Here is a 19,992-nt window from a genome sequence, read left to right on the forward strand (position 1 = left end):
CCTAAAAAATGTTTAACAAGGAAATATTCCGATAAAACAGGATGTAAAGGTGTTAAAGGAATTCAAACATGCATTTATCATGACTGAGAATACCGATAAATGTGCCAGAATCAACCTTAAATCCAGTAAATATGCTTATTGACAGTACGATATGTTGAGAAGGGTCCCTTAAAATTGTGAATGCCACGGTTACTCTCCCCTATTGCTGGTGAGAAAGATATTTGGGAAAATTACATTCGAAAATTGAATTAACATCCTTATTGTGTTAGTAACTATTGAATGATATTGAGGGTTTAAAACTAGCTTTGATAACCAATGATATTAGCTCGAAATTTTCAACGCTTCGGCTTTAAAAACTTTTATCCGGAATTAAAACCAAGGTGCTTAACAGAAAAATCCAAGGATAAAATAATATTCAAGCAGATTTCTTTTCCTTTGTTTTAGGTTTATTCCACGTTAAATCAAAAAAACTGAATTATGGAACTGGAACAAGCCTTGATAAAAAAAGTTGAACAATATGTGACTAATCTACTTACATTTCATCTGCCCAAAAACATATATTACCACAACATTGCACACACGAAGATGGTGGTTGGAGCGGTGCGTATAATTTCAAAAAAATCAAAATTAGAAAAAAGACAGTCCATGATTCTCGAATTGGCCGCTTGGTTTCATGACCTAGGCTTTTTAAGCAAAAATATAGGTCATGAGCATCTAAGCGCAAAGATGGCGGCCAATTTTCTAAAAACCAATAATGTGAGATCTTCCATAATATACCAAGTTACCGATTGCATCATGGCCACTAAACTTGGTGCTATTCCTGCTGACCTCACAGAGTCTATAATCAAGGATGCCGATATATTCCATATTTCGCAGAATGATTATTGGAGACTAAATGGTCTTTTACGAAAGGAAATATCCTCTATCAACTCCTCACACTATACACATGAAGAATGGTTTAGAAAAAATCTGGAATTTTTGCAGAATATTTCTTTTAATACGGACTTTGGAAAGAAAGTGTTAGAAGTGAAGAAAAGGTGGTTGATATACGAAAACGAGCAGGTATTGGAAAAAATTAAGAAAAGCAAAGAACATCTTTGGGAAGATTCTCCTTATTTATTTTCCTCTAGAGGTACTCAAGGGACTATAGAAATGACATGTGGAGACATTATTAATTTATAAAGACGTCTTTACATAAAAAATATGCGTAAACATAATGCTGATGAGTTATTGATAAGATTCATTTGTGGATTGCAACACGATTCTAACTATCGAAACAATACTTTTAAAAAATATAGCCCAAGGAAATCAGGAAGCCTTTAAACAGTTGTACGTGCTTTATAAAAATAAGGTATACAATACCGCCATTGGGTATTTACAAAATATCGAAGAGGCAGAAGAAATTACACAAGATGTATTTTTAACTATTTATAACAAAGCAAATACATTCAAAGGAAAGTCTAAAGTAGGCACTTGGATTTATAGAATAACGGTTAATAAAGCACTAAATCAGTTAGAAAAAAAGAAAAGAAGCCCATTATCTGGAAATGGAATCATGGAGTGGGAAAGTGTCGATTTCGACCATCCGGGAATTCAATTGGAGAACAAGGAAAAAGCACGGTTTTTGTTTGCCGAAATCAATAAGCTTTCTGAAAATCAAAAAACAGCTTTCCTTTTAAGTTATGTGGAGGGCCTACCTAGACAAGAAGTAGCCGATATTATGGAAATCACACTGAAATCGGTGGAGAGCTTATTGCAAAGGGCCAAACAAAACTTAAGAAAACAACTGATTGCGATCTATCCCGAAGGAAATCAGAAAAAATAATGTCTAATAAATAAACCCACACCAATGGAGAACGAAGAACAATGGGCCGAAGAGGTCCTAAAAAGCCTAAAAGGCATGGAAAGTGCCGTTCCCAAAGGCGACCTATTCGATAAAATAATAGCTGAAATCACCAACGATAAAGAAAGGGGGATTATTTCCATGAAGAATATGGCCTTGGCAGCGGTAGCGGCTTCCGTGGTTGTGATAATTAACATATACGCACTGAAATTGCAAAGTGATAGCGCCGCTCAGAGCGCAGCGGATAGTAGGGGACAGGAAATTTCCCTGTTAACTGAGTATACCTTTTAAAAACCAAAAACAGATGCGACGAGAAACACTGTATAAGATTGCGATAGGCGTGCTACTGACGGTTAACATAGCGCAGGTTTCCTATTTGTTCCTAACAAAAAAACCGGCAAATCATACCAAAGAACATAGCAAACCGAATGCGATAGAAATATTGCGTTTAAGTGAAGATCAGAATATCCGATTCAAAGCCTTCAGTAAACAGCACCATGAAGCCATGGTACTATTGCAGGAAGAACAAAAAAAATGTGTTCGCGACTACTTTACGCGACCATCGCAGGCTTTATTGGACTGTGTCAAAGATATCGAGGCAAAAAAAATACAGATTACGAAAAAACATTTTGATGATATGAAGTCAGTACTGAAAGAAGAGCAACTTCCTTACTATGAAGAGTTTAAGGATAAGGCTTTGCGATATATTCTACGATAGCATTTGTTAATTTTTTTTTAAAAGGAGCATTCAGCGAAGGATTTGAATCGGGTTCCTGTCAAAAGGTAAAATAAAACCCCATTCATCATGAGAACACACTCTTTTTTTATCCCCCTGATTTTTCTGATTTTCAATCTTAATCTTCAAGCCCATGTTGGAGGGCACGGAACACCGTTAAAGGAATGGAAACTGGAATCGAAAGAAACCTCATTTAAAGCGGATTTTATCAAATACGAGAAAGACAAGGTCTGGCTCGGCGACCCGAATCACAGGATTCTCAAATTCGACCTCTCAGATTTTACTTTTGAGGATCAGGTGTATATCCTTGAGAGAAACGAAATGATCGAGGCGCTCAATACAAAAAAAGCACGTAACAAAGTAAATACATCCTTGTCAAACTCAAAACCATGGTTTGCTTTAATAGGATTCGTTCTTTTAGTGCTTTCCGTCTTTCTTTTCGTAAGATGGAAGAAAAAAGCACATCTGGCATACGGTATTTTAGGAATTTTGGTCATTGTTTTCGTTTCCTGTAGCAACGATGACCCATCCGATGATACCACAGGGGAAATCGATTCTTTGGAAAACGATACCGTCCCGGCGAATGATATTTCATTTTTGCAATCGGTATTCGAAAGTTTTAACGGTGTCAGCACTTCTTCGGACGATACCTATTTCTATATTGCTTCCAACGGAATTCCAGACCATAATATGATGGTGGGTATTACCAATTGGCAGCAACAAGTACCCATAGACCATGGATATACGGGGGACAATAGCTGGGCGATTCCCATTCAGCCGGAACTGGCGGAAAATCCGTTGTCGACCCAGACCAATCTATTACGCGGTGCGATAGCCGTGGCCGCCAATGGAATCCCAGTTTTCAATCCTTTGAATAATAGAGGTGAAGATGCCAACGATATTGGGGAACTGGATCAATGGGGCGGTCATTGTGGAAGGGCGGACGATTATCACTATCACTTGCCACCCACCCATTTGCAAACAACGGTCGGCGAAGGAATGCCCATCGCCTATGCGGTAGATGGGTTCCCTATTTATGGCGAAACAAGCGAAGAACTGGATGAATACCTCGGAAAGTTCAATGAAGATGGGTCATATCAATATCATACCATAGCAGAATATCCGTACTTCATCGCCAGTATGCGCGGGGAGGTCAATCTAGACCCGAATACTACCGCTCCTGAAAACCAAGTGATCCCACAAGCCATGACACAGGAATTGAGACGAGCGCTGACGCCCTTGGCAGGAGCGGCAATAACAGCATTCGAATCAACCGGAACAAATTCCTATTCCTTGACCTACACAGTAGACTCGGAAGAATATATAATTAATTATGGCTGGGACGATAACGGTCTATACACTTATGAATTTGTGAATCCCGATGGCACCACTACCATTGAAACTTATCAAAGATAGAATACTTTATAGCAAACGTTGTTTATAATAGTTTTAAAAAAGATGAACATGAAAAAAACACTTAAAATCACCTTATTGATGGCGGTTATAGCAAGCTTTGGCTTTACTGGCTGTAGCGACAATGATGATAGCTCCTGTACATTAACAACTTGGTATGAAGATGCCGATGGCGATGGATTGGGAAACCCTGATAGTAGTCTAGAAGCCTGTGACCAACCGGATGGCTATGTATCCGATAATACGGATGCCGATGATACTGAAGGGACTGGTGATGGTTCAGATTCCACTTATACAGGTACAGCTTCGGTAACCCAAGGATTGGCGGAAACAACGACCGCAAATTTATTCCCGGGCGGTGTTAGAGATGCAGGCCTGGGAACGATAGAAGCCACGGACGGCGCTACATGGACGGTTCCGGCACAGGTAAACTTCACCGATGACGGCTTTCCGTTCGCATCCGATTTACATAACACTTATGGAAACACCTACAGCTCCGCCGAGGAGGCAGTAAATGCATTGGATGGTAGCGATATCGTAGAAATCGATTCCGACGGAGAAGTGATTACGGCCTATATCTTTGCTGACAATTATTTTGAAATGTACGTCAATGGTGTTGCGGTTGGCAAAGATGCCGTGCCGTTTACGGAATTCAATTCGAGTATTGTTCGTTTTAAAGTCACAGCACCGTACACGATTGCCATGAAACTGGTGGATTGGGAAGAAAATCTGGGATTGGGTTCTGAAAACAACCAGGGAAATGCATACTATGCCGGTGATGGAGGTATGGTCGCGGTATTTAAGGACGAATCGGGTGAAATAGTCGCCATTACCGGAAGTGACTGGAAAGCGCAGACCTTTTATACCGCACCGATTAAAGACTTAAGTTGCCCAACGGAAAACGGCGCGACCAGGGGTACCGATGACTGCGACGAAGCGGCTTCAAACAATGGAACGTCGTATTATGGCTTACATTGGGCCATTGATGCCAACTGGGAGGCGGAGGGGTTCGATGATTCGGAATGGCCTAATGCGACTACCTATACCAATGAAACCATTGTAGTGAACAACAAACCTTCGTACACCAATTTTACCGATGTATTCGACGATCCTGAAAATGATGCTGAATTTATTTGGTCAACAAATGTGGTGTTGGATAATTTGGTGTTGGTGAGATATACCATACAATGATCGGCATTTAAGCATTTGAGATTGGTTGGTTTTTCAACTTAGTAAAAAGGCTTCACAAGTAACTGCGAAGCCTTTTCAATAGATTACAAGGAAAAAATGGCGAATTATATGGAAACTTTGGAAAATGAAATGTGCCAAAATATATGTTGAAAAAAGTGAAATTTATGTACTGGACTTAATGATGAAAAAAATAGACTATCCCGCTGGTTCTTTTATTTATTCTTTCAATATCCGAAAACGCTATATTTTGAAACCCATACATAAAATCATGAAACTTCTAAACCGATGAATCGATTTCCAATCCTTACCCACAACGCAAAACAATCATACAAATCAACTCATAACTATCTGCAAAACAACTGTAAAATCAAAGTATAGCAAACTACCTCTGGACAGGCCCACGAGGTATTCATGGCTAACCATTATAAGATTTCGAGGTAAACCTCGAAGCATTGTGAATCTCAATTATTGAGTAAACATACGAATTAAAGAGGTCTGAGCTGATCTATGCTTAAAACGTTTGGTGTAAACCCTTTGATTTGCTTCACATGAATATACCCGTTTTTCTTTATGTTGGATCTAGAGGCAATTTCCGTAGGTAATAGAAAACCATCATATTCTTTATAACCTTTGTAAAAAGCCTCTCCTTTAACAAACTTGAACTTTTCTCTAATGGTATACTCTACTTTGACAATTCGTTTTGTCTTCGAGTGCAACCAAATAACGAATTGGTCAATATCTCTCTGAGGTTCCAACGTATTCCATGAGACGATAACACCATCTGCGGCAATACCATCAATTGTTTCTGAACCAAGATAATCTACTATAGTAGCTTCAGTTATCCTATTAGGAAGCTCAAGGAAATATTGATAAGTATTTATTGAAAATTGGTATGCATCATTTTCTTTAACGAATACATTTTCTTCAATTCTCTGGTATGTTTTTCCTTCTTGTACTCCCCAGAATTGTCCTTTTTCCTTTCCGCTGCGAATCTCCATCAAACCATCGAAGGTTTTTGGTATGTAGTTTAGGGAAAAAGTCATGTCTAGTTCTTTGAATGGGGATGATTTTTTGCCGAAAAACCCAAAGGACTCCTCTTCCAATTGCACATTGTAGGTTTGAATACCATCCCAAAGATGATTCCGGTGGGCAACTGACATTTCTTGCATCAGCAGTTTCGCTTTGGAAATATCATTGGGATAAACGTATCCTTCGGATCTCAAATCAGTATATGTGAACAAATTGACACAACCACAAAAAAGTATCACCATCAAGAGTAACATTAAAAGTATTCTAGACCTTAGTTTCATAAGATTTACATTTTTTTATTTGAAATAATAGCACAATCCACAAATACAAAACCTGCAAGTCAATGTTTGTAAGTAGCAGAGGGAGGGCTATTCTGAACGAGTTCCTTGCGTCAGAACAGCATTTTCATACCGTCCTAAGTCGGTCGCATACATATTGTACACCTCTGGCAAAAAACTTGCTAATTGGGTATATTCTGTAAGACAATGGTGAGCGAGGTCATAAAGTGCCTGATTTTTGACACCCAACTTCCTTAAAATCCACGGTAGATCTTTCCCTACCCAAAACCTGCTTCGCATTTCTACTCCATCCGGAGTATTCCTTACAAAGTGAACCATTTGCACCACCAGACGATTTCCAGATTTCACGTTTCCACAAATTGCCCATTGGTCTTTTCCCAATTTGGAAATGTCCAAACCGTACTGCTCCGGATTTACAAAAGTAATTTGAAGGTCTTGCAGGGGACCATCCTTTACCATAGCCTCTATGGTATGCTTGGTTTTTCCTTCGGGATTTGCCAGAACATATTTTGAAATAGAAAATGTTTCAGGCTCTTCATAATTCTCATAAAGAGCCGATGCGTGCAATCCGGGATACCATATTTTGTAACGCATTACATCGTAACCTACCCATTCAAACCACCAATCAATCATCTTACCGGTAGTTTTAGGAAATTGGATGTTGGTCGCTACGTAACCAGTGCCATCCTTAAGTTTGGTATATCCATTCTCTAAAGGAAGATATCCAGGTTCGAGCATTTCGTTAATATCTTCAAATGCTAGACCAGCTTCAGGTTCATGATACATTAAGCCAGCTATACGCTTATCGCTTACTCTTTTATGATTGTAATAGTACTTCGATAACGGATGCTCTTTTTCTTGTGAGGAAAGCCCCACCGGATAATCTGACGGGTCTGCTTCTTTTCCAAGACTACATGAACCCAACAAAAGTAGTGCAAATACTCCTACGCTATGTTTTAAAATGAACTTGCCCATAACTTTATTATATTTTAAAACAAAATTATCGGGTCTTCATATAAATTTCATTGAATTAATTCAAGAAATCATTTATGTCCTCGGATTTTAGAAAGCCATTCAGGACTTATACGCAGATAGGAAGCAATCATATACTGGGGAAACTCTTTGATTATTTCTATTTTATTAGCCATAAATATTTGATACCTCTCTTTCGGCGATACCGATTGTAATTTAATGGTTTCGGCTAATCGGATAAATGATTCTTCGGCAAGTTTTCTCCCGAATATTTGAAATTTTGGGATTGTCCTATATAAATATTCCAAATCTTTTTTAGTGATGACCAAAAGTTCGGCCTTCTTTAAAGCTTTAATATAGGTTTTGCTTGGATAGTTTTTGAGCAGACTATAATAATCGGATATTAACTCCCCGGTTATAAAGAAGTCCAATATGGCCTCATTCCCTGATTCCGACACTTGTGAAAGAATGAACTTTCCATTGATAATCAAGCCTGCTCTATTGCAAATTTGACCAGCATCAAGAAATAGTTCGTTTTTGTCCATTTTTAGTGGAGAGAATTTTTCTCTGATTATATCCAATTCATCGTCTGTAAAACGAGCATATTTTAATAGAATTTCATTTATCATGCAAAGTAGTTTTTTTGATAAACAATATCTTTTAACTACACTCAAGGTAATCATATCCTTTTGAAAAACCACCTGATATTTGAAAAGCATTGGCCTTTTCTTAAATCCCATTGTCATCTTCCTTTTTTAAAAGAGGGATTTATCGATTGGTTTTTGTTTTAAGATCACCTTTCTTAAAATTGGATTTAAACAAAACAAAAAAAGCCGTCGAATGACGGCCTTTTTATCCTTAAGGAATTTTTTACTACAGTGCTCTATAATTGAATTTTTGTCCACCAATTGAAGCATCCATCATCAGACCCGACTTTGGCATCACAAATACAGAAACTCCATCCTGATAAGCCGTATTGGTGGCTATACCAGAGTTTAAGGCAATTAAGGAAGCTTGAGCACCAAACTCAAAGTTACCTTCCTTGAAATCACTTAATGTCTCTGCGGTTTGGAAGAATAGAACCTGAGCCATTTCTTGTATACCAGCCTGCATCCCAATATTTATTTTTTTCATATCCACAGTACCCGTAAGCATTTTGTGCTCAACAAGAACACCTTTACCTGCCGCTCCTCCAAAAATTAACCCTGCCTTACCAACATTGGGAAATATCACATATCCTACCGAATTTTCGAATAGGGTACCCAGTTCTGGATTCTCCGCCAACAAAACCTGTTTGGCCTTGACCGCTTCCTTAGTCAATTTTCTTTCTGTTTTTGTTTGCGCCGATGATAAGGTCACCATTAACATCATTGCTACTACTGTAATCGATTTTAAAACTTTCATGTTTATATATTTAAAATTATTTACAGCGAAATTAGGAGCCGAGCCTCGGTCAAAAGATGAAATTGCGATGAAACAGGGAAAATTCTTCTTAATCAAGGTTTTTTATGGATAAGACAACTTTCATTTTGTCAATCAAACAATCATTTAGTTAAGGAATCGACAATAATGTTGTTAACAAAATGATATATTCTCTTGCCTTATAATTATCACGCTTTTCAAAGTATTTGTTTGTCCCATTTTGAGGCGAGTTATTGAGACTTCCAATGACGAAGGAGTAAATTCCCAAGAAATGTTCATAAAACAAGACTCTCTTGGTCGAGACTAATTGTTAGATAGCACCTTTTCTTTTACAAATTCCAGAATTGCATCTTTGTCATTTAAAATATCTTGGATCGAATAGGATATTTGATAGTCAGGGACGACACTCCTTTTTTGGACATGTTTGTCCATAGCATACTCGGCATGTAGGAGTGGCAAATAGATTGCTGTTTCGGTATAATCCCCCTTAATGGAGATTTGGCGCACCCCGTTACTAATACCGGCATATCCATAAGTTTCCTCGCCGACAAAAGTTGCATTTGTATGTTCCTTTAAAAGACCCGCCGCAATTCCGGCTGCCGAGGTGGTTCCACCATTGATAAGGACGGCCATTTTCCCCGTATAACTATATTCCTGAATCGGTTTATATGTCATCAGATCACGCAATACATCCGTCCGTGTTACTCTGAACTTACCGTTCTTAATAGGTAAGAGCCCAAAAGATTTGTCCAGATTAAGGGTGTCGCCTGTTAATTCGATGAAATAATCATCATTTCCCAGAGTGTATATTTCCTTTGCCGGGGCAATCGGTTTATTTATAAAATATCGGAGCAGGTAGGCCGCATTGCTTGCTTTTCCGCCTCCGTTATCCCTCAAATCAATTATCAAGTTTTGAATTTTCTTATATGAAATCTCTTTGAAACATGTTTTAAAAAAATCAGAATAGGTGTTTTCGGGGTCATCATAACCATCTTTGATAAATCTGGCGATTTTTAAATAAGCATAATTTTCCTTCTCATTTATCTTAAAGCCGAAAGCTTCGTCCACCTGCTTTAGGGATGGATATCTTTTAGCCTTAATGGTTTCATAGACCTCCTTGGAAACCGTTCTGATTCTTCTATTTGCAATTTCTTTGGTTTTAGGATCTCGATATACCATATTATGAGACTCTTGCCCTCCAAATATCTCAGGATACAATCGGCTAAACGATCTATAGGGCCCACCCAACCAATGGCACATACCGTTTAGGCTTTTACCATCCGAAGAATAATGGGCCAATATCTCAGAAATTATCTCATTGCTCAAATGTCCATCAATTGCCAGAATTTCTGAACCCTCAGGGATTTTTTGGGAGCTCATGTCCTTTATTATAAAAATCCGCTCATCTTTGATATAAACCTGAAAGGGAAGTCGTTTTTGATTATTAACCATATTACCTAATTCCCCCAAGGTATACGCCTGGGTATGCCCGTCATGAATGCCCGCAATCAACCTCAGGACAATTTTGTAAAATGCAGTGCCCTCCATGGGTTTGGAAGTCTCCAACTTCAGACGATCCACCAGCTGCTCAAATTCCTCTGGGCTTTGATGAGTATATGTTCCCGGATGGATCTTGATAAGCGCTGTTTTAAATTTCTCCAAATCCACATGCATTTGTTCTGGCTGATACATTACTGTATTCTGGGCAATTGCAATTGAGAAATATAGGCTCAGGAAACAAAGCAAAACTGTTCTGCTTATTGTGTTCATAGTTGTTAATACCGTTATCATTCACAGTAAAGACTTATAAAAAGAACCAAGGTTACAAGTAATAACAACAATAATCGAGAAGAAAGACTGGCGTTCTATTAAACGGCCAATTAAAAGAACTAAGCAAAGGAATAAGTCAAGTACCAAGAAACGTTGGTTTTATCAAACTTAAATAAGTTGAACTAGAATAAACGCAATATCTATTTTTTATTCATTATTACGATTACTGTCTCTGAAAGAACACACCCATTAAATCAAACCCAATGATTTGATTTTTTTCATTTCTGACGAATTCAATAGGGCTAATGGGTATTTCCAAAAGGTCTTTCGAAAGCGATAACATTTCTTCTTTCCAAGCACCGTTTCTATAATAGTAATAAAGCTTACCGTTCTCAAACTTAAGTCGCTTGCTAATTTGAAAGTCGTTATTGAAATATGACCCTTCATATTCTCTTAGCTCTTTTTCCGAATGTTCATGTGGATTATACTCTTTGAAAAGCCATGGTTTTTTATTTTGAAGGTCGTCATAGAAATATTGCTTAAAGTTTCCATCAATCTTAAATTCAAGAATAGCACTTGCTTCCTCACCGAACAAAAATTTATGCCCTCCAATCGGAATCAACTTTGCGATTTCATCTCCATCGAGAGAAAGAACCAAGAGCTGATCGTTCTTCAGGCGTACTGAATTTGCTTTCCGATCATCATCGTTGTAATAAAACAAGTAATCCCCTTCATATTTTTTTAATTCATTATTTGAAAGTTTAACTTCCTTAAACTTGTTTCTTTTATTATGTATTGATTTTTTGGGAACATAAAGGTCTACAAGCTTAAAAAATCGTTCTTTAAAATCCCAGTCGAATGTATTTTGTGTGGTGAAAAAAGCAATGTCCAACTCAGGAAAATATAGATATTTAGAAACAAAACCGCTTATGATCATACCGTCAAAACCCATGGCTTGGTAACCGTTATGAGTTTCGAATTCCACCCCTAGACCAAAATTGATACTTGTTCCGTTATTCAGTTTGGCTTTTGTGTGCATTTTTTTCCATAAACCAGATGTGCCTATAGTTGCGTTCTTAAACCCCTGATGCCATTTGAATATATCTGTTGGGTTGGTCAATATTTGCCCGTCTCCGGCAAACATTAAAGAATGACGGTGAGATTTATAAAATTCATCTTCATCATTCCCATAACCAATAGCTCGGTTTTCTATTATTTGGTAAGTTTTATTATCTACTATGGTCCGGGTCATTCCCAACGGTTGAAATATATTTTCATTGAGATAATTGTTATAAGAATTCCCCGAAACCTTCTCAATTATAACCGCCAATAATATGTAATTGATATTTGCATAATAGAAATATTCTCCCGGTTCAAATAGTAGCTCATTTACCTTGGTCGTGATGTTTATAAGTTGCGATTGACTTATATAATCATGAGCATGAAGGTCCAATACTCCTAAATAAGGGTCTACCTCTTTTATGCCACTAGTTTGATTTAAGAGGTGCTCTATTGTTGGTGTGCCTTTTGGATAATTAGGGAAGTTTTCTATGTACTTGTTTACAGGTTCTTTAATTGATAATTTTCCTTCTTCTTCCAATAAAAGTATGGCTGCCGCTGTAAATTGTTTTCCAATGGAGCCGATATCGAAAATAGTTTCTTTTGTCACTGGTATTCCGTAACCCATGTTTGCAATACCATATTGCTTTTCTAAAATGACATCATCTTTTTTAAATACGGCGATTGAAAACCCTGGTTCGTTCTGTTTTACCTCATATGATGCATCTACTTTAGATTCAATGTCTTGTGAAATAGATAGGTTGCATGAAAATACCACTATTAAAAAGAGGTATGGTGGGCTTAATTTATGCATACTTTGATTATTGTATTTGATTTTACTTATTTGTGGTTTTAGCTAACTTGATTTCATAATCTATTAGCGATTTCCAAATCATTGTGATTTCTTCATAAATTTTGTTTTCACCTATGTAATCGGTGTCGGTATTTGAAATGAGTATTTTACCGGTATTCCTTTTTGGATTGAAAAACATACCTGTGAATACACCGGGGTCACTTCCATCATGACCGATCATATCATCGGTTATACGAATCCACTTGTTATTATATTCAATAAAACAACCATAAAACTCCTCATCATGCTTTTCTTTTTGATAAAATCTTTTATAGCCTTCTTTAGATAAGACTTTACCTTTTCCATTATAGCCTCTAATAAGTTCAGAAAGCAATATCCCCAAGTCATGGCTTGATGACCTAAACGAGCCATTTGGATAGGAACCTTGAACATAATTAGGAATCATCGTGTCATTTGTCACAAATAACCTAGAACGGTTTTTGCTTTGTATATTTTCTGGTCGCCAACTTGAGTTATTCATTTTCAAAGGGTTCAAAATATGTTCAACCGTAAAATACCTAAAGTCTTTTTTCGATGCGTTTTGTATGATTAAAGCACATAAATCCGAACCTATATTTGAGTATTCCCTAATCTCACCGGGTTTGCTATTTGCAAAAGGAAGTGCATCATCAACACTACTAGAAAAGGCGTTTTCAAGATACACTTTCAACGATTTTTTTTCACTTGCCTTTTTGAAAAAATCATAGTAGTCTTCTGCTTCGTTGTCTTGTAGTTCTATCTCATCCTCTAAAAAGAACTGGCTATTGTAAATTTCGTCTTTATCAATGATAGATGATGTATGATAGGCTAGATGCCTAATCAAAATTTCGTCATTGGGATAATTTGGATTGATTACTTTAAAACTTAAGTATTTGTTTACTGGCTCTTCTAAGCTAAGAAGATTCATTTCTTCTGCCTTTATCAACGAAAGCCCTATTAACACCTTAGATATGGAAGCTACGGGCTGCGTAGTCTTTGAGGTATATTGTTTTGCACTATCTACATCTGCAAAACCAAAGCCTTTTTCAAAAAGAGTTTCCATATCATTAACCACGGCTACTGAAAACCCTCTAATTAGATTCTTGTTGTTTGCCCTATTTAATTTTTCAATTAAAGTTCTAGATGAATTGTCTATTTTGTCCTCTTGTGAGCTCAGGAGATAGGAAGACAAAATAAGAAGGATGAAAAGAATAAGATTTTGCATAGTTGATTGTGTTTTGGTTGAGAAAGGGTTCTACAAAAAATTAATCATACAGCCGATTTGTACGACATAAGTGATTGGATTGATGAATAAACTCCAACAATAATGCGCGTTGTAATTTAATACCACAAAGAAAGCGATGAGAAGAAATAATAGTACTACACCTAAGGGTAGTTTTATATGTCAGGGAGTTTGAGTCTTTAAAGTCAAATCAATACGGTCGCTAATAACATAAGAAACAGCCTCCGAGATATTGGAAACCTCTAATTTTTCAAAAAGTTTTTTTCTATGGAATTTGATGGTGTCTTGTGAAACAAAAAGAGCCTCGGCAATTTCTTTGATGGTGGCGTTCTTTATAGAGTATTGTACAATTTCTTTTTCCCTATTGGTGAGTGTCACTTTTTCGGATGATGTCCAGCAAGAATCTTTTAAATTAAATGAGAACATTTTATTCTCTCCTTCTTTATAAATTCTAATATTACCGGCGCTACTTGCTGAGGAAAGGGAGACTACACAGAGTGCTTTCCAAATTTTACCATCTTCAGTTAGAAATAAGGGAGTTAGTTTTTGATTGATTAAGATAGACCTTTCATCACTCTGTTTTAAATGAAAGTCATAGGAAATGATATGTTTTTTACGTTCGGAAAGTTCAATACTTTCATAAAAATCAAAGCCTACTGTATTTATAGTAAGTAATAGTTTTAAGTCATTTTCTGGAACATGTTTAAAGTAAAAATCATATCCCATTTTTTGAACATCTTCTGAAGAATGTCCACAAAGAAAAAGTGGGTTTTCAGAAACATAATCAAACCCCTTAGATTGATAATCGACTATGTAGATACTTTTATTTGTAATTCTAGCGAAGGTTTTTACCGTTTCTAGATAGTCTAAGTTTTGCAGCACCGTCTCGTCCGAGACTTTGTTTACCGTATTTTTGAAAGAAAAGAAATCATCTTTACTAGCCAACGCCTAATTTTTACCCACAATTTAATAATAAATCATTAAAAACTCCCTATCGATGCCATAACACAAGGATAAGGAGAGTTCAAAAGTACTAATCCAAATTTTAAGAGGTGAGTCACTAATAAAGCTTACTCGCATGAACAGATAAAATCCTAAGTCAATCAATAGTTTTTATATATTCTTTTTAACGGCCAATTAAAAGAACTAAGCAAAGGAATAAGTCAAGTAACAATAAACGTTCGCTATTTAAGAAACCTTCATTTTTCAAAAGTTTTTGAGATCAAAACAGTATTCACTTCTTGTTCAATTAAAGTTTTCATAAAACTGGACACTTGACTATTGGATGTTCAGACGTCTTAAGAAATCATAAAATCTCTTCCCATTTTCTCATTTCATCATCCTTTAAATAAGGAATCCAAATCCTAAATGTAAATCGCGCATAGTATTCTGAAATATCAGATTCTTGATCCAAATATTCTTTGGCGCTCAGCCATGATGTAATGGAAAATATAAACTGTTCTGCTAAAAACAAAATCTGATTTTCACTAATCTGTTCCCTGAATATACCTTGATTTTTGTAAAGCTTAATAATTTGTAAAATCTGGGTTTTCTTTAAATTGAACAAATCCAAAGTAGTTTTTTTGATCTCAGGGAGCCTACGCCAAACTACTTCATTATCCTTAAAGAAGAAACGGTATGTAAACATGATCTTGAAATTGTCTTTCATCGAACCTATTACCTCTTCCTTGTCAAATCCTTTATCCGTGAGTCTTTCAGCACCTTGAACCTCGGAAAGGAATTGAGCGAACAAAGCTTTAAGCACCATATCTTTTGTAGGATAATGATAGTGTAGATTACCCTGGCTCATGTCAATGGATTTGGCTATGTGTCTAGTGGTGACCTTCTCTACCCCGTTTGAATTGAAAAGGTCCAATGCCTTGTTTAAAATCTTTTGTTTCGTAGTCATTAGTTCATTTGAGCTAATTAATTATATTTGCTTTGTAAAATTAGCCTAAATGAACTAATCATGAAAATTTCCAAATGTATTCTGTCCATAGTTTTTTTAACTTTCACAGCGGGTTGTAGTAATTATTATACTAAGCAACTCGTAAAAGAAAATAAAAGTGCGCTCCCGATTCTCATTAAAAATGTTCACATATTCAATGGAAAGGATAGCTCCCTAGTTCTAAATAAAGATGTTCTCGTTGAAAACGGGTTCATAGAACGTATTACCGAACATTCCAAAACCAAAAATGATCAGACCTACCATATTATTGATGGAAATGGCAAAACACTGATGCCCGGGTTAATTGACGCCCACGTACATTTGTCAGGAAGCGGTGCTGTCCCTTGGGAGAACGTGAGTGCTGATGAAACCTATAATCTAAAAGCCTATCTCCACTCCGGAATTACGACGGTCTTTGATTTGGGAGGTATGGCATCGGATATAGAGAAACTATCACAAGAAGTTGGTAAAGGTGAACTATTGGGACCTACAATATATCATAGCCATATACCGATAACGGTGAAAAACGGCCATCCAATTCCTTTAACAAAGGAAATTCTGGGTTGGCCTTTAAGATCTTTTATAAATATGCTTGCCCCTACGATTGAAAAGGCCGACGATGCGGAAAAAGTCATTCAAGAGTACTTAGAGGAAAATGTGGATTATGTCAAAATCATATATGATCGGATTCCTCCTGATTCTCCTGTAATGAGCTACGATGTATTACAAGCTTTGATTGATCAGGCCCACGGCAAGGGTTATAAAGTCTTTGTACATATCGGCAGTCCACAGAACGCCGTTGATGCCGTAAATGCTGGTGCCGATATTCTTGCTCATGGTGTTTGGAGGGGTAAGCTGACTCCCGGGCAGGCGGATATTATCGCAAGTTCAAAAGTGCCAATAATATATACTTTGGCCGCGTTTCAGAACGTGAACAATATTAATAAAGGCGAGTATTATCCGGAAGGCATTGATACTTTATTAGTTCCCAAAATTATACTTGACCCGGTAACGGGAGCAAAAGGGTTAGATGTCGAAAGCCAAAAAACCATGAAAGCTTTTTTTGATGACGTTACCGATAAAAGCCAGTTCTTGTTCGATAACTTCACATTGCTAAAGGAAAGAAATGTTCAATTTATATTGGGAACGGACAGTTCTCTACCTGGCACCTATGCGGGAAGTACTTATCTACAAGAAATTGATGCTTTAAAAGCCTATGGACTTAGTAATTTTGAAATCCTCTCAGGTGCTACTCATTTACCTTCAAAACTCTTTTTGGATAATCCCGATTTTGGAACCGTCGAAGTAGGGAAAAAAGCAGATCTTTTGCTCATAAATGGAAATCCATTGGAAAATTTAGAGCTGATCAAATCTCCCGAAACAATTTTACAGAATGGGAATATTATCGTAAAAGTTGAAAAATAAATACTCACCATTTTTAACTTTTTTCATTCCAATACATAAGAAAGTCTAAAAAACACTTTACAAATACCTCTATGAAACTCTTAATTGATAATAGAATCGTTCAGCTTCGCGATGTGCAAGAAGGTAAAAATTGGATGGGTCCGAATTTTAACAAAAAACTCGCTCTTATTACGCAGGATTCGGCTTTTGTTAGACCAAAACCAAATCTTCACAGTATAGCTGAAATAATCTCTCATCTTACAACTTGGCGAAAAGAAACAATTTTGAAAATTAAAACAGGAAAGGGGAGTATTACTGACGATGGAGAGGCAAATAATATTTAAAGCCTTGACTTTTCAGTGGCCGCCCCGGTTCTGCCATTGGTTTCACTTACTTTTCTGTTACCAAAGGGATACGTGAAACTTAGATTGTATATGCTTGACCTGCCCGATTCAGAGCTGTAGTTGACCTCAAATTCGTCACCAAATGCCTCCCGTGTTAAAGAGCCCACTTGTGAACGGATATCGAAACTTTCAAAAATATCCGTAACCGAGAACTGGAGGCTACTGCCATTCTTAAAGGTTTTCTTGAGTCCAGCATTAAGCATACCAAAACCGTCGACTTGGGTACTCCCGTTAAAATGCTTAGAAGTATACCAACCCGAAAGCTCTAAGGAGAAGTCTTTTGGTAGCATCATGGTCTGACTTCCGCTGAAATTATAATGCAGGTAATCGTGGGTTAGTTTTTCAGTGGTATGCAACAATTTGAATTCCCGGATTCCGAAAGTGCCATTCAGGTTGATATTCCACCAGTTGTTGATGCGAATAGGAATGTTCGTTTGCATATCCATACTGCGCTGGTAGTCCAAATTGACGGGAGCGATGACCGCAACGGTACTTTGAGGATTTTTGGTGATCTGAAAACGGGCGAAAGGATTTTTCTCTTCCGATGCGATCAAAGACACACTGAATGATCTGTTAGAATAGGTGAGGGTAAGGTTATCCGAAATGGCCGGCAACAATTGTGGATTACCGCTGAATACCGATGTTGGTCCGTTATAACTCAAAAAAGAGGCCAAATCGCTATAATCGGGTCTTGTAATTCTTTTGGTATAGGCCAAATTCAATGCCGTGGTATCTGAAAGGGAATACTCAAGAAATACCGATGGGAAAAGCTTGCCAAAACTTCGGTTCAACGTGGCATCGCCAAAATCTTGTGACCAATTTTCATAACGGAGACCTACCTGTGTTTTTAACTTTTCGCTGGTAGTATGATCGACCATCGCATAAAGTGCTGTAATTTTCTCGGTTGTGCCGATCCTACTGATAAAACGTTCGTCCAAAACAAAGTCATCGCCCTCTTGTATTTCGATACGGGCATCATTTCCTGTTCGGGAATAGGAACCTTTCAAGCCTCCTTCTAAAACGAGGCTTTCGTTGAGTTCCTTCTTATAATCCATTTTCAAGACCCCTACCTTGATATCGGTTTCATTTGATCCACGGTTACCTCGATTATAAATCTCACTATCTGGCTGATAGAAATTCCCGTTTTCGTCAAAATAGGTGCTGCGTACAAAATTTGGGGTTTGGCTATTGTAGTGCACATAATCGGTCGTTACCGAAAAAGTGCTTTGGTTTTCCGTGTCCTTCCCTTTTTGTTCGAAGTAGGCAGAGGCCGTGGTGTTTTTTCTTGTTCCATCCCCATTTAAATTGATGCGCGCATCGAGATAGGGGTCGATGACGAAGTCATACAACACCCTGTTTTGGGTAAAAACCAAAGGTTTCGACTTGTTGTAAAGAATACTGGCACCCACTAAGGCAGCTTCCGATATGCGGTATTCATACCCCAAGTTGATGTTATGGTTCCGATTTATTTGCCGGGTATTGCTGGTAAAAATGATATCGGTATTACCTCCTAGAACGGGAAGGTCCGTCACGCCTTCGCCTTTCCATCCACTTGAGGAATCATCATAGGAAAAAGTATACGCTCCAAATGCAAAACTACGCTCCCCACCATAGTTTAAGGAAAAATTACTCGTTTGTTTAGGTCCTTCCCCATACCCACCACTGAGGCCAAGGGCGCCCTTTAAACCTAAAGCTTCGTTTTTGGCCAGTACAATATTAATAATACCTGCGTTTCCATCCACATCGTAACGTGCAGAGGGGTTGGTCAATAATTCGATTTTTTGAATGTTATCGGCACTCATTCCATTCAGCAGTGATATTAAATCGGCAACAGGAATCCGTTGTACTTTACCGTTGATCATGATTAAGGTGCCACTCTTGCCATTGAGGGAAAAACCATTGTTACGGCGATCCAAAATCACCCCGGGAGACCGTTCCAAAACCTGTAACGCGTTACTCCCCTTTGTTAATATACTTTCCTGAACATTGATGACGCTCCCTTCTTGGGTGCGCTGTATCAATTTCCGCTGCCCGATTACGGCAACGCCATCCAACTGCGTAATATCTTCACGCATAGTAATGGAAGGGAAGGATTTTCGTGCTGATATAGACGAGATGGTAAAGGGTTCAGAGGCCCAGGTTTGGTAGGATAGTAGGCTGATACGAAGGATGTACATTCCTTCCTCGGAAAGTTCAATTTCAAAATTCCCATTTTCATCAGTAATTGTTCCAGAGTGTAATGCGTCGTCGGGTACAGTGTGAAGGGTAGCGTTTGCATAGGCTATGGGTTTTCCATCTTCGTCTAAGACCGTACCTGAAACCTGTGCCGATAGGCTAGTTGCATACCCCATGAAACATAAAATACATAGAAGTTTAGATCTCATTGCAGTGTTTTGGCTGCAAGTAGCGTCAATTACCACAGTTTTA

The 19,992-nt window shown here is 37.7% G+C and carries 18 protein-coding genes; 8 read left to right on the top strand and 10 right to left on the bottom strand.

Annotated elements, in window-relative coordinates; all coding sequences use genetic code 11:
- Positions 1-477: 477 nt before the first annotated feature.
- The 6 genes from ACKWCA_RS11680 (at position 478) to ACKWCA_RS11705 (ending at position 5,183) form a co-directional block, all read left to right on the top strand.
- A complete protein-coding gene (locus tag ACKWCA_RS11680; RefSeq protein WP_413978376.1) occupies positions 478-1,182 on the top strand; it encodes an HD domain-containing protein in 705 nt (234 codons plus the stop codon).
- Between the two features lie 64 nt (positions 1,183-1,246).
- Positions 1,247-1,825, top strand: a complete 579-nt coding sequence (locus ACKWCA_RS11685; protein ID WP_413978377.1) for an RNA polymerase sigma factor — start codon at positions 1,247-1,249, stop codon at positions 1,823-1,825.
- Positions 1,826-1,849: 24 nt separating this feature from the next.
- The gene (locus ACKWCA_RS11690) at positions 1,850-2,134 is read left to right on the top strand and encodes a hypothetical protein (RefSeq protein ID WP_413978378.1); all 285 of its coding nucleotides are present in this window, start codon (positions 1,850-1,852) and stop codon (positions 2,132-2,134) included.
- 13 nt (positions 2,135-2,147) lie between these two features.
- Positions 2,148-2,561 (top strand): hypothetical protein, encoded by a 414-nt coding sequence (locus tag ACKWCA_RS11695; protein WP_413978379.1) that lies wholly within the window; start codon positions 2,148-2,150, stop codon positions 2,559-2,561.
- Between the two features lie 87 nt (positions 2,562-2,648).
- Positions 2,649-3,995 carry a YHYH protein gene (locus tag ACKWCA_RS11700; protein ID WP_413978380.1) on the top strand — a complete coding sequence of 449 codons (1,347 nt, stop codon included), beginning with the start codon at positions 2,649-2,651 and terminating at the stop codon, positions 3,993-3,995.
- Positions 3,996-4,043: 48 nt separating this feature from the next.
- A complete protein-coding gene (locus ACKWCA_RS11705) occupies positions 4,044-5,183 on the top strand; it encodes a hypothetical protein (RefSeq protein ID WP_413978381.1) in 1,140 nt (379 codons plus the stop codon).
- 485 nt (positions 5,184-5,668) lie between these two features.
- Here the strand turns inward: ACKWCA_RS11705 and ACKWCA_RS11710 are convergent, their stop codons facing one another.
- The 9 genes from ACKWCA_RS11710 to ACKWCA_RS11750 all read right to left on the bottom strand — a co-directional run bounded on the left by ACKWCA_RS11710 (position 5,669) and on the right by ACKWCA_RS11750 (position 15,718).
- Positions 5,669-6,493: a hypothetical protein gene (locus ACKWCA_RS11710; RefSeq protein ID WP_413978382.1), complete on the bottom strand. Its 825-nt coding sequence runs from the start codon at positions 6,491-6,493 to the stop codon at positions 5,669-5,671.
- An 87-nt stretch (positions 6,494-6,580) separates the two neighbouring features.
- Entirely contained in the window at positions 6,581-7,486 is a 906-nt protein-coding gene (locus tag ACKWCA_RS11715; protein ID WP_413978383.1) for a DAPG hydrolase family protein, read from the bottom strand.
- 68 nt (positions 7,487-7,554) lie between these two features.
- Entirely contained in the window at positions 7,555-8,223 is a 669-nt protein-coding gene (locus ACKWCA_RS11720; RefSeq protein WP_413978384.1) for a Crp/Fnr family transcriptional regulator, read from the bottom strand.
- Positions 8,224-8,356: 133 nt separating this feature from the next.
- The gene (locus tag ACKWCA_RS11725; RefSeq protein WP_413978385.1) at positions 8,357-8,887 is read right to left on the bottom strand and encodes a lipid-binding SYLF domain-containing protein; all 531 of its coding nucleotides are present in this window, start codon (positions 8,885-8,887) and stop codon (positions 8,357-8,359) included.
- Between the two features lie 321 nt (positions 8,888-9,208).
- Positions 9,209-10,597: a S41 family peptidase gene (locus tag ACKWCA_RS11730; RefSeq protein ID WP_413978386.1), complete on the bottom strand. Its 1,389-nt coding sequence runs from the start codon at positions 10,595-10,597 to the stop codon at positions 9,209-9,211.
- Between the two features lie 301 nt (positions 10,598-10,898).
- Positions 10,899-12,548: a serine hydrolase domain-containing protein gene (locus ACKWCA_RS11735; RefSeq protein WP_413978387.1), complete on the bottom strand. Its 1,650-nt coding sequence runs from the start codon at positions 12,546-12,548 to the stop codon at positions 10,899-10,901.
- Between the two features lie 22 nt (positions 12,549-12,570).
- A complete protein-coding gene (locus tag ACKWCA_RS11740) occupies positions 12,571-13,791 on the bottom strand; it encodes a serine hydrolase domain-containing protein (RefSeq protein WP_413978388.1) in 1,221 nt (406 codons plus the stop codon).
- Between the two features lie 180 nt (positions 13,792-13,971).
- On the bottom strand, positions 13,972-14,754 hold the full coding sequence (locus ACKWCA_RS11745) for a response regulator transcription factor (RefSeq protein ID WP_413978389.1): 783 nt from the start codon (positions 14,752-14,754) through the stop codon (positions 13,972-13,974).
- 361 nt (positions 14,755-15,115) lie between these two features.
- Positions 15,116-15,718, bottom strand: a complete 603-nt coding sequence (locus tag ACKWCA_RS11750) for a TetR/AcrR family transcriptional regulator (RefSeq protein ID WP_413978390.1) — start codon at positions 15,716-15,718, stop codon at positions 15,116-15,118.
- A gap of 60 nt (positions 15,719-15,778) precedes the next feature.
- Here ACKWCA_RS11750 and ACKWCA_RS11755 point away from each other — a divergent pair, with 60 nt between their 5' ends.
- Positions 15,779-17,182 (top strand): amidohydrolase family protein, encoded by a 1,404-nt coding sequence (locus ACKWCA_RS11755; protein WP_413978391.1) that lies wholly within the window; start codon positions 15,779-15,781, stop codon positions 17,180-17,182.
- 71 nt (positions 17,183-17,253) lie between these two features.
- Complete coding sequence (locus ACKWCA_RS11760) at positions 17,254-17,505, top strand: hypothetical protein (RefSeq protein ID WP_413978392.1); 252 nt, start codon at positions 17,254-17,256, stop codon at positions 17,503-17,505.
- Here ACKWCA_RS11760 and ACKWCA_RS11765 read toward each other — a convergent pair.
- Positions 17,502-19,949: a TonB-dependent receptor domain-containing protein gene (locus tag ACKWCA_RS11765; RefSeq protein ID WP_413978393.1), complete on the bottom strand. Its 2,448-nt coding sequence runs from the start codon at positions 19,947-19,949 to the stop codon at positions 17,502-17,504. The genes ACKWCA_RS11760 and ACKWCA_RS11765 overlap by 4 nt on opposite strands.
- Between the last annotated feature and the right edge of the window lie 43 nt (positions 19,950-19,992).

This window comes from Maribacter corallii, assembly GCF_047345415.1.
Taxonomy (GTDB): Bacteria; Bacteroidota; Bacteroidia; order Flavobacteriales; family Flavobacteriaceae; genus Maribacter_C.

Bases quoted from the DNA above. Each gene is read 5' to 3' on its own strand.
- ACKWCA_RS11680 (WP_413978376.1), top strand. From the start codon at position 478: ATGGAACTGGAACAAGCCTTGATAAAAAAAGTTGAACAATATGTGACT.
- ACKWCA_RS11690 (WP_413978378.1), top strand. From the start codon at position 1,850: ATGGAGAACGAAGAACAATGGGCCGAAGAGGTCCTAAAAAGCCTAAAA.
- ACKWCA_RS11695 (WP_413978379.1), top strand. From the start codon at position 2,148: ATGCGACGAGAAACACTGTATAAGATTGCGATAGGCGTGCTACTGACG.
- ACKWCA_RS11700 (WP_413978380.1), top strand. From the start codon at position 2,649: ATGAGAACACACTCTTTTTTTATCCCCCTGATTTTTCTGATTTTCAAT.
- ACKWCA_RS11705 (WP_413978381.1), top strand. From the start codon at position 4,044: ATGAAAAAAACACTTAAAATCACCTTATTGATGGCGGTTATAGCAAGC.
- ACKWCA_RS11710 (WP_413978382.1), bottom strand. From the start codon at position 6,493: ATGAAACTAAGGTCTAGAATACTTTTAATGTTACTCTTGATGGTGATA.
- ACKWCA_RS11715 (WP_413978383.1), bottom strand. From the start codon at position 7,486: ATGGGCAAGTTCATTTTAAAACATAGCGTAGGAGTATTTGCACTACTT.
- ACKWCA_RS11720 (WP_413978384.1), bottom strand. From the start codon at position 8,223: ATGGGATTTAAGAAAAGGCCAATGCTTTTCAAATATCAGGTGGTTTTT.
- ACKWCA_RS11725 (WP_413978385.1), bottom strand. From the start codon at position 8,887: ATGAAAGTTTTAAAATCGATTACAGTAGTAGCAATGATGTTAATGGTG.
- ACKWCA_RS11730 (WP_413978386.1), bottom strand. From the start codon at position 10,597: ATGTATCAGCCAGAACAAATGCATGTGGATTTGGAGAAATTTAAAACA.
- ACKWCA_RS11735 (WP_413978387.1), bottom strand. From the start codon at position 12,548: ATGCATAAATTAAGCCCACCATACCTCTTTTTAATAGTGGTATTTTCA.
- ACKWCA_RS11740 (WP_413978388.1), bottom strand. From the start codon at position 13,791: ATGCAAAATCTTATTCTTTTCATCCTTCTTATTTTGTCTTCCTATCTC.
- ACKWCA_RS11750 (WP_413978390.1), bottom strand. From the start codon at position 15,718: ATGACTACGAAACAAAAGATTTTAAACAAGGCATTGGACCTTTTCAAT.
- ACKWCA_RS11755 (WP_413978391.1), top strand. From the start codon at position 15,779: ATGAAAATTTCCAAATGTATTCTGTCCATAGTTTTTTTAACTTTCACA.
- ACKWCA_RS11760 (WP_413978392.1), top strand. From the start codon at position 17,254: ATGAAACTCTTAATTGATAATAGAATCGTTCAGCTTCGCGATGTGCAA.
- ACKWCA_RS11765 (WP_413978393.1), bottom strand. From the start codon at position 19,949: ATGAGATCTAAACTTCTATGTATTTTATGTTTCATGGGGTATGCAACT.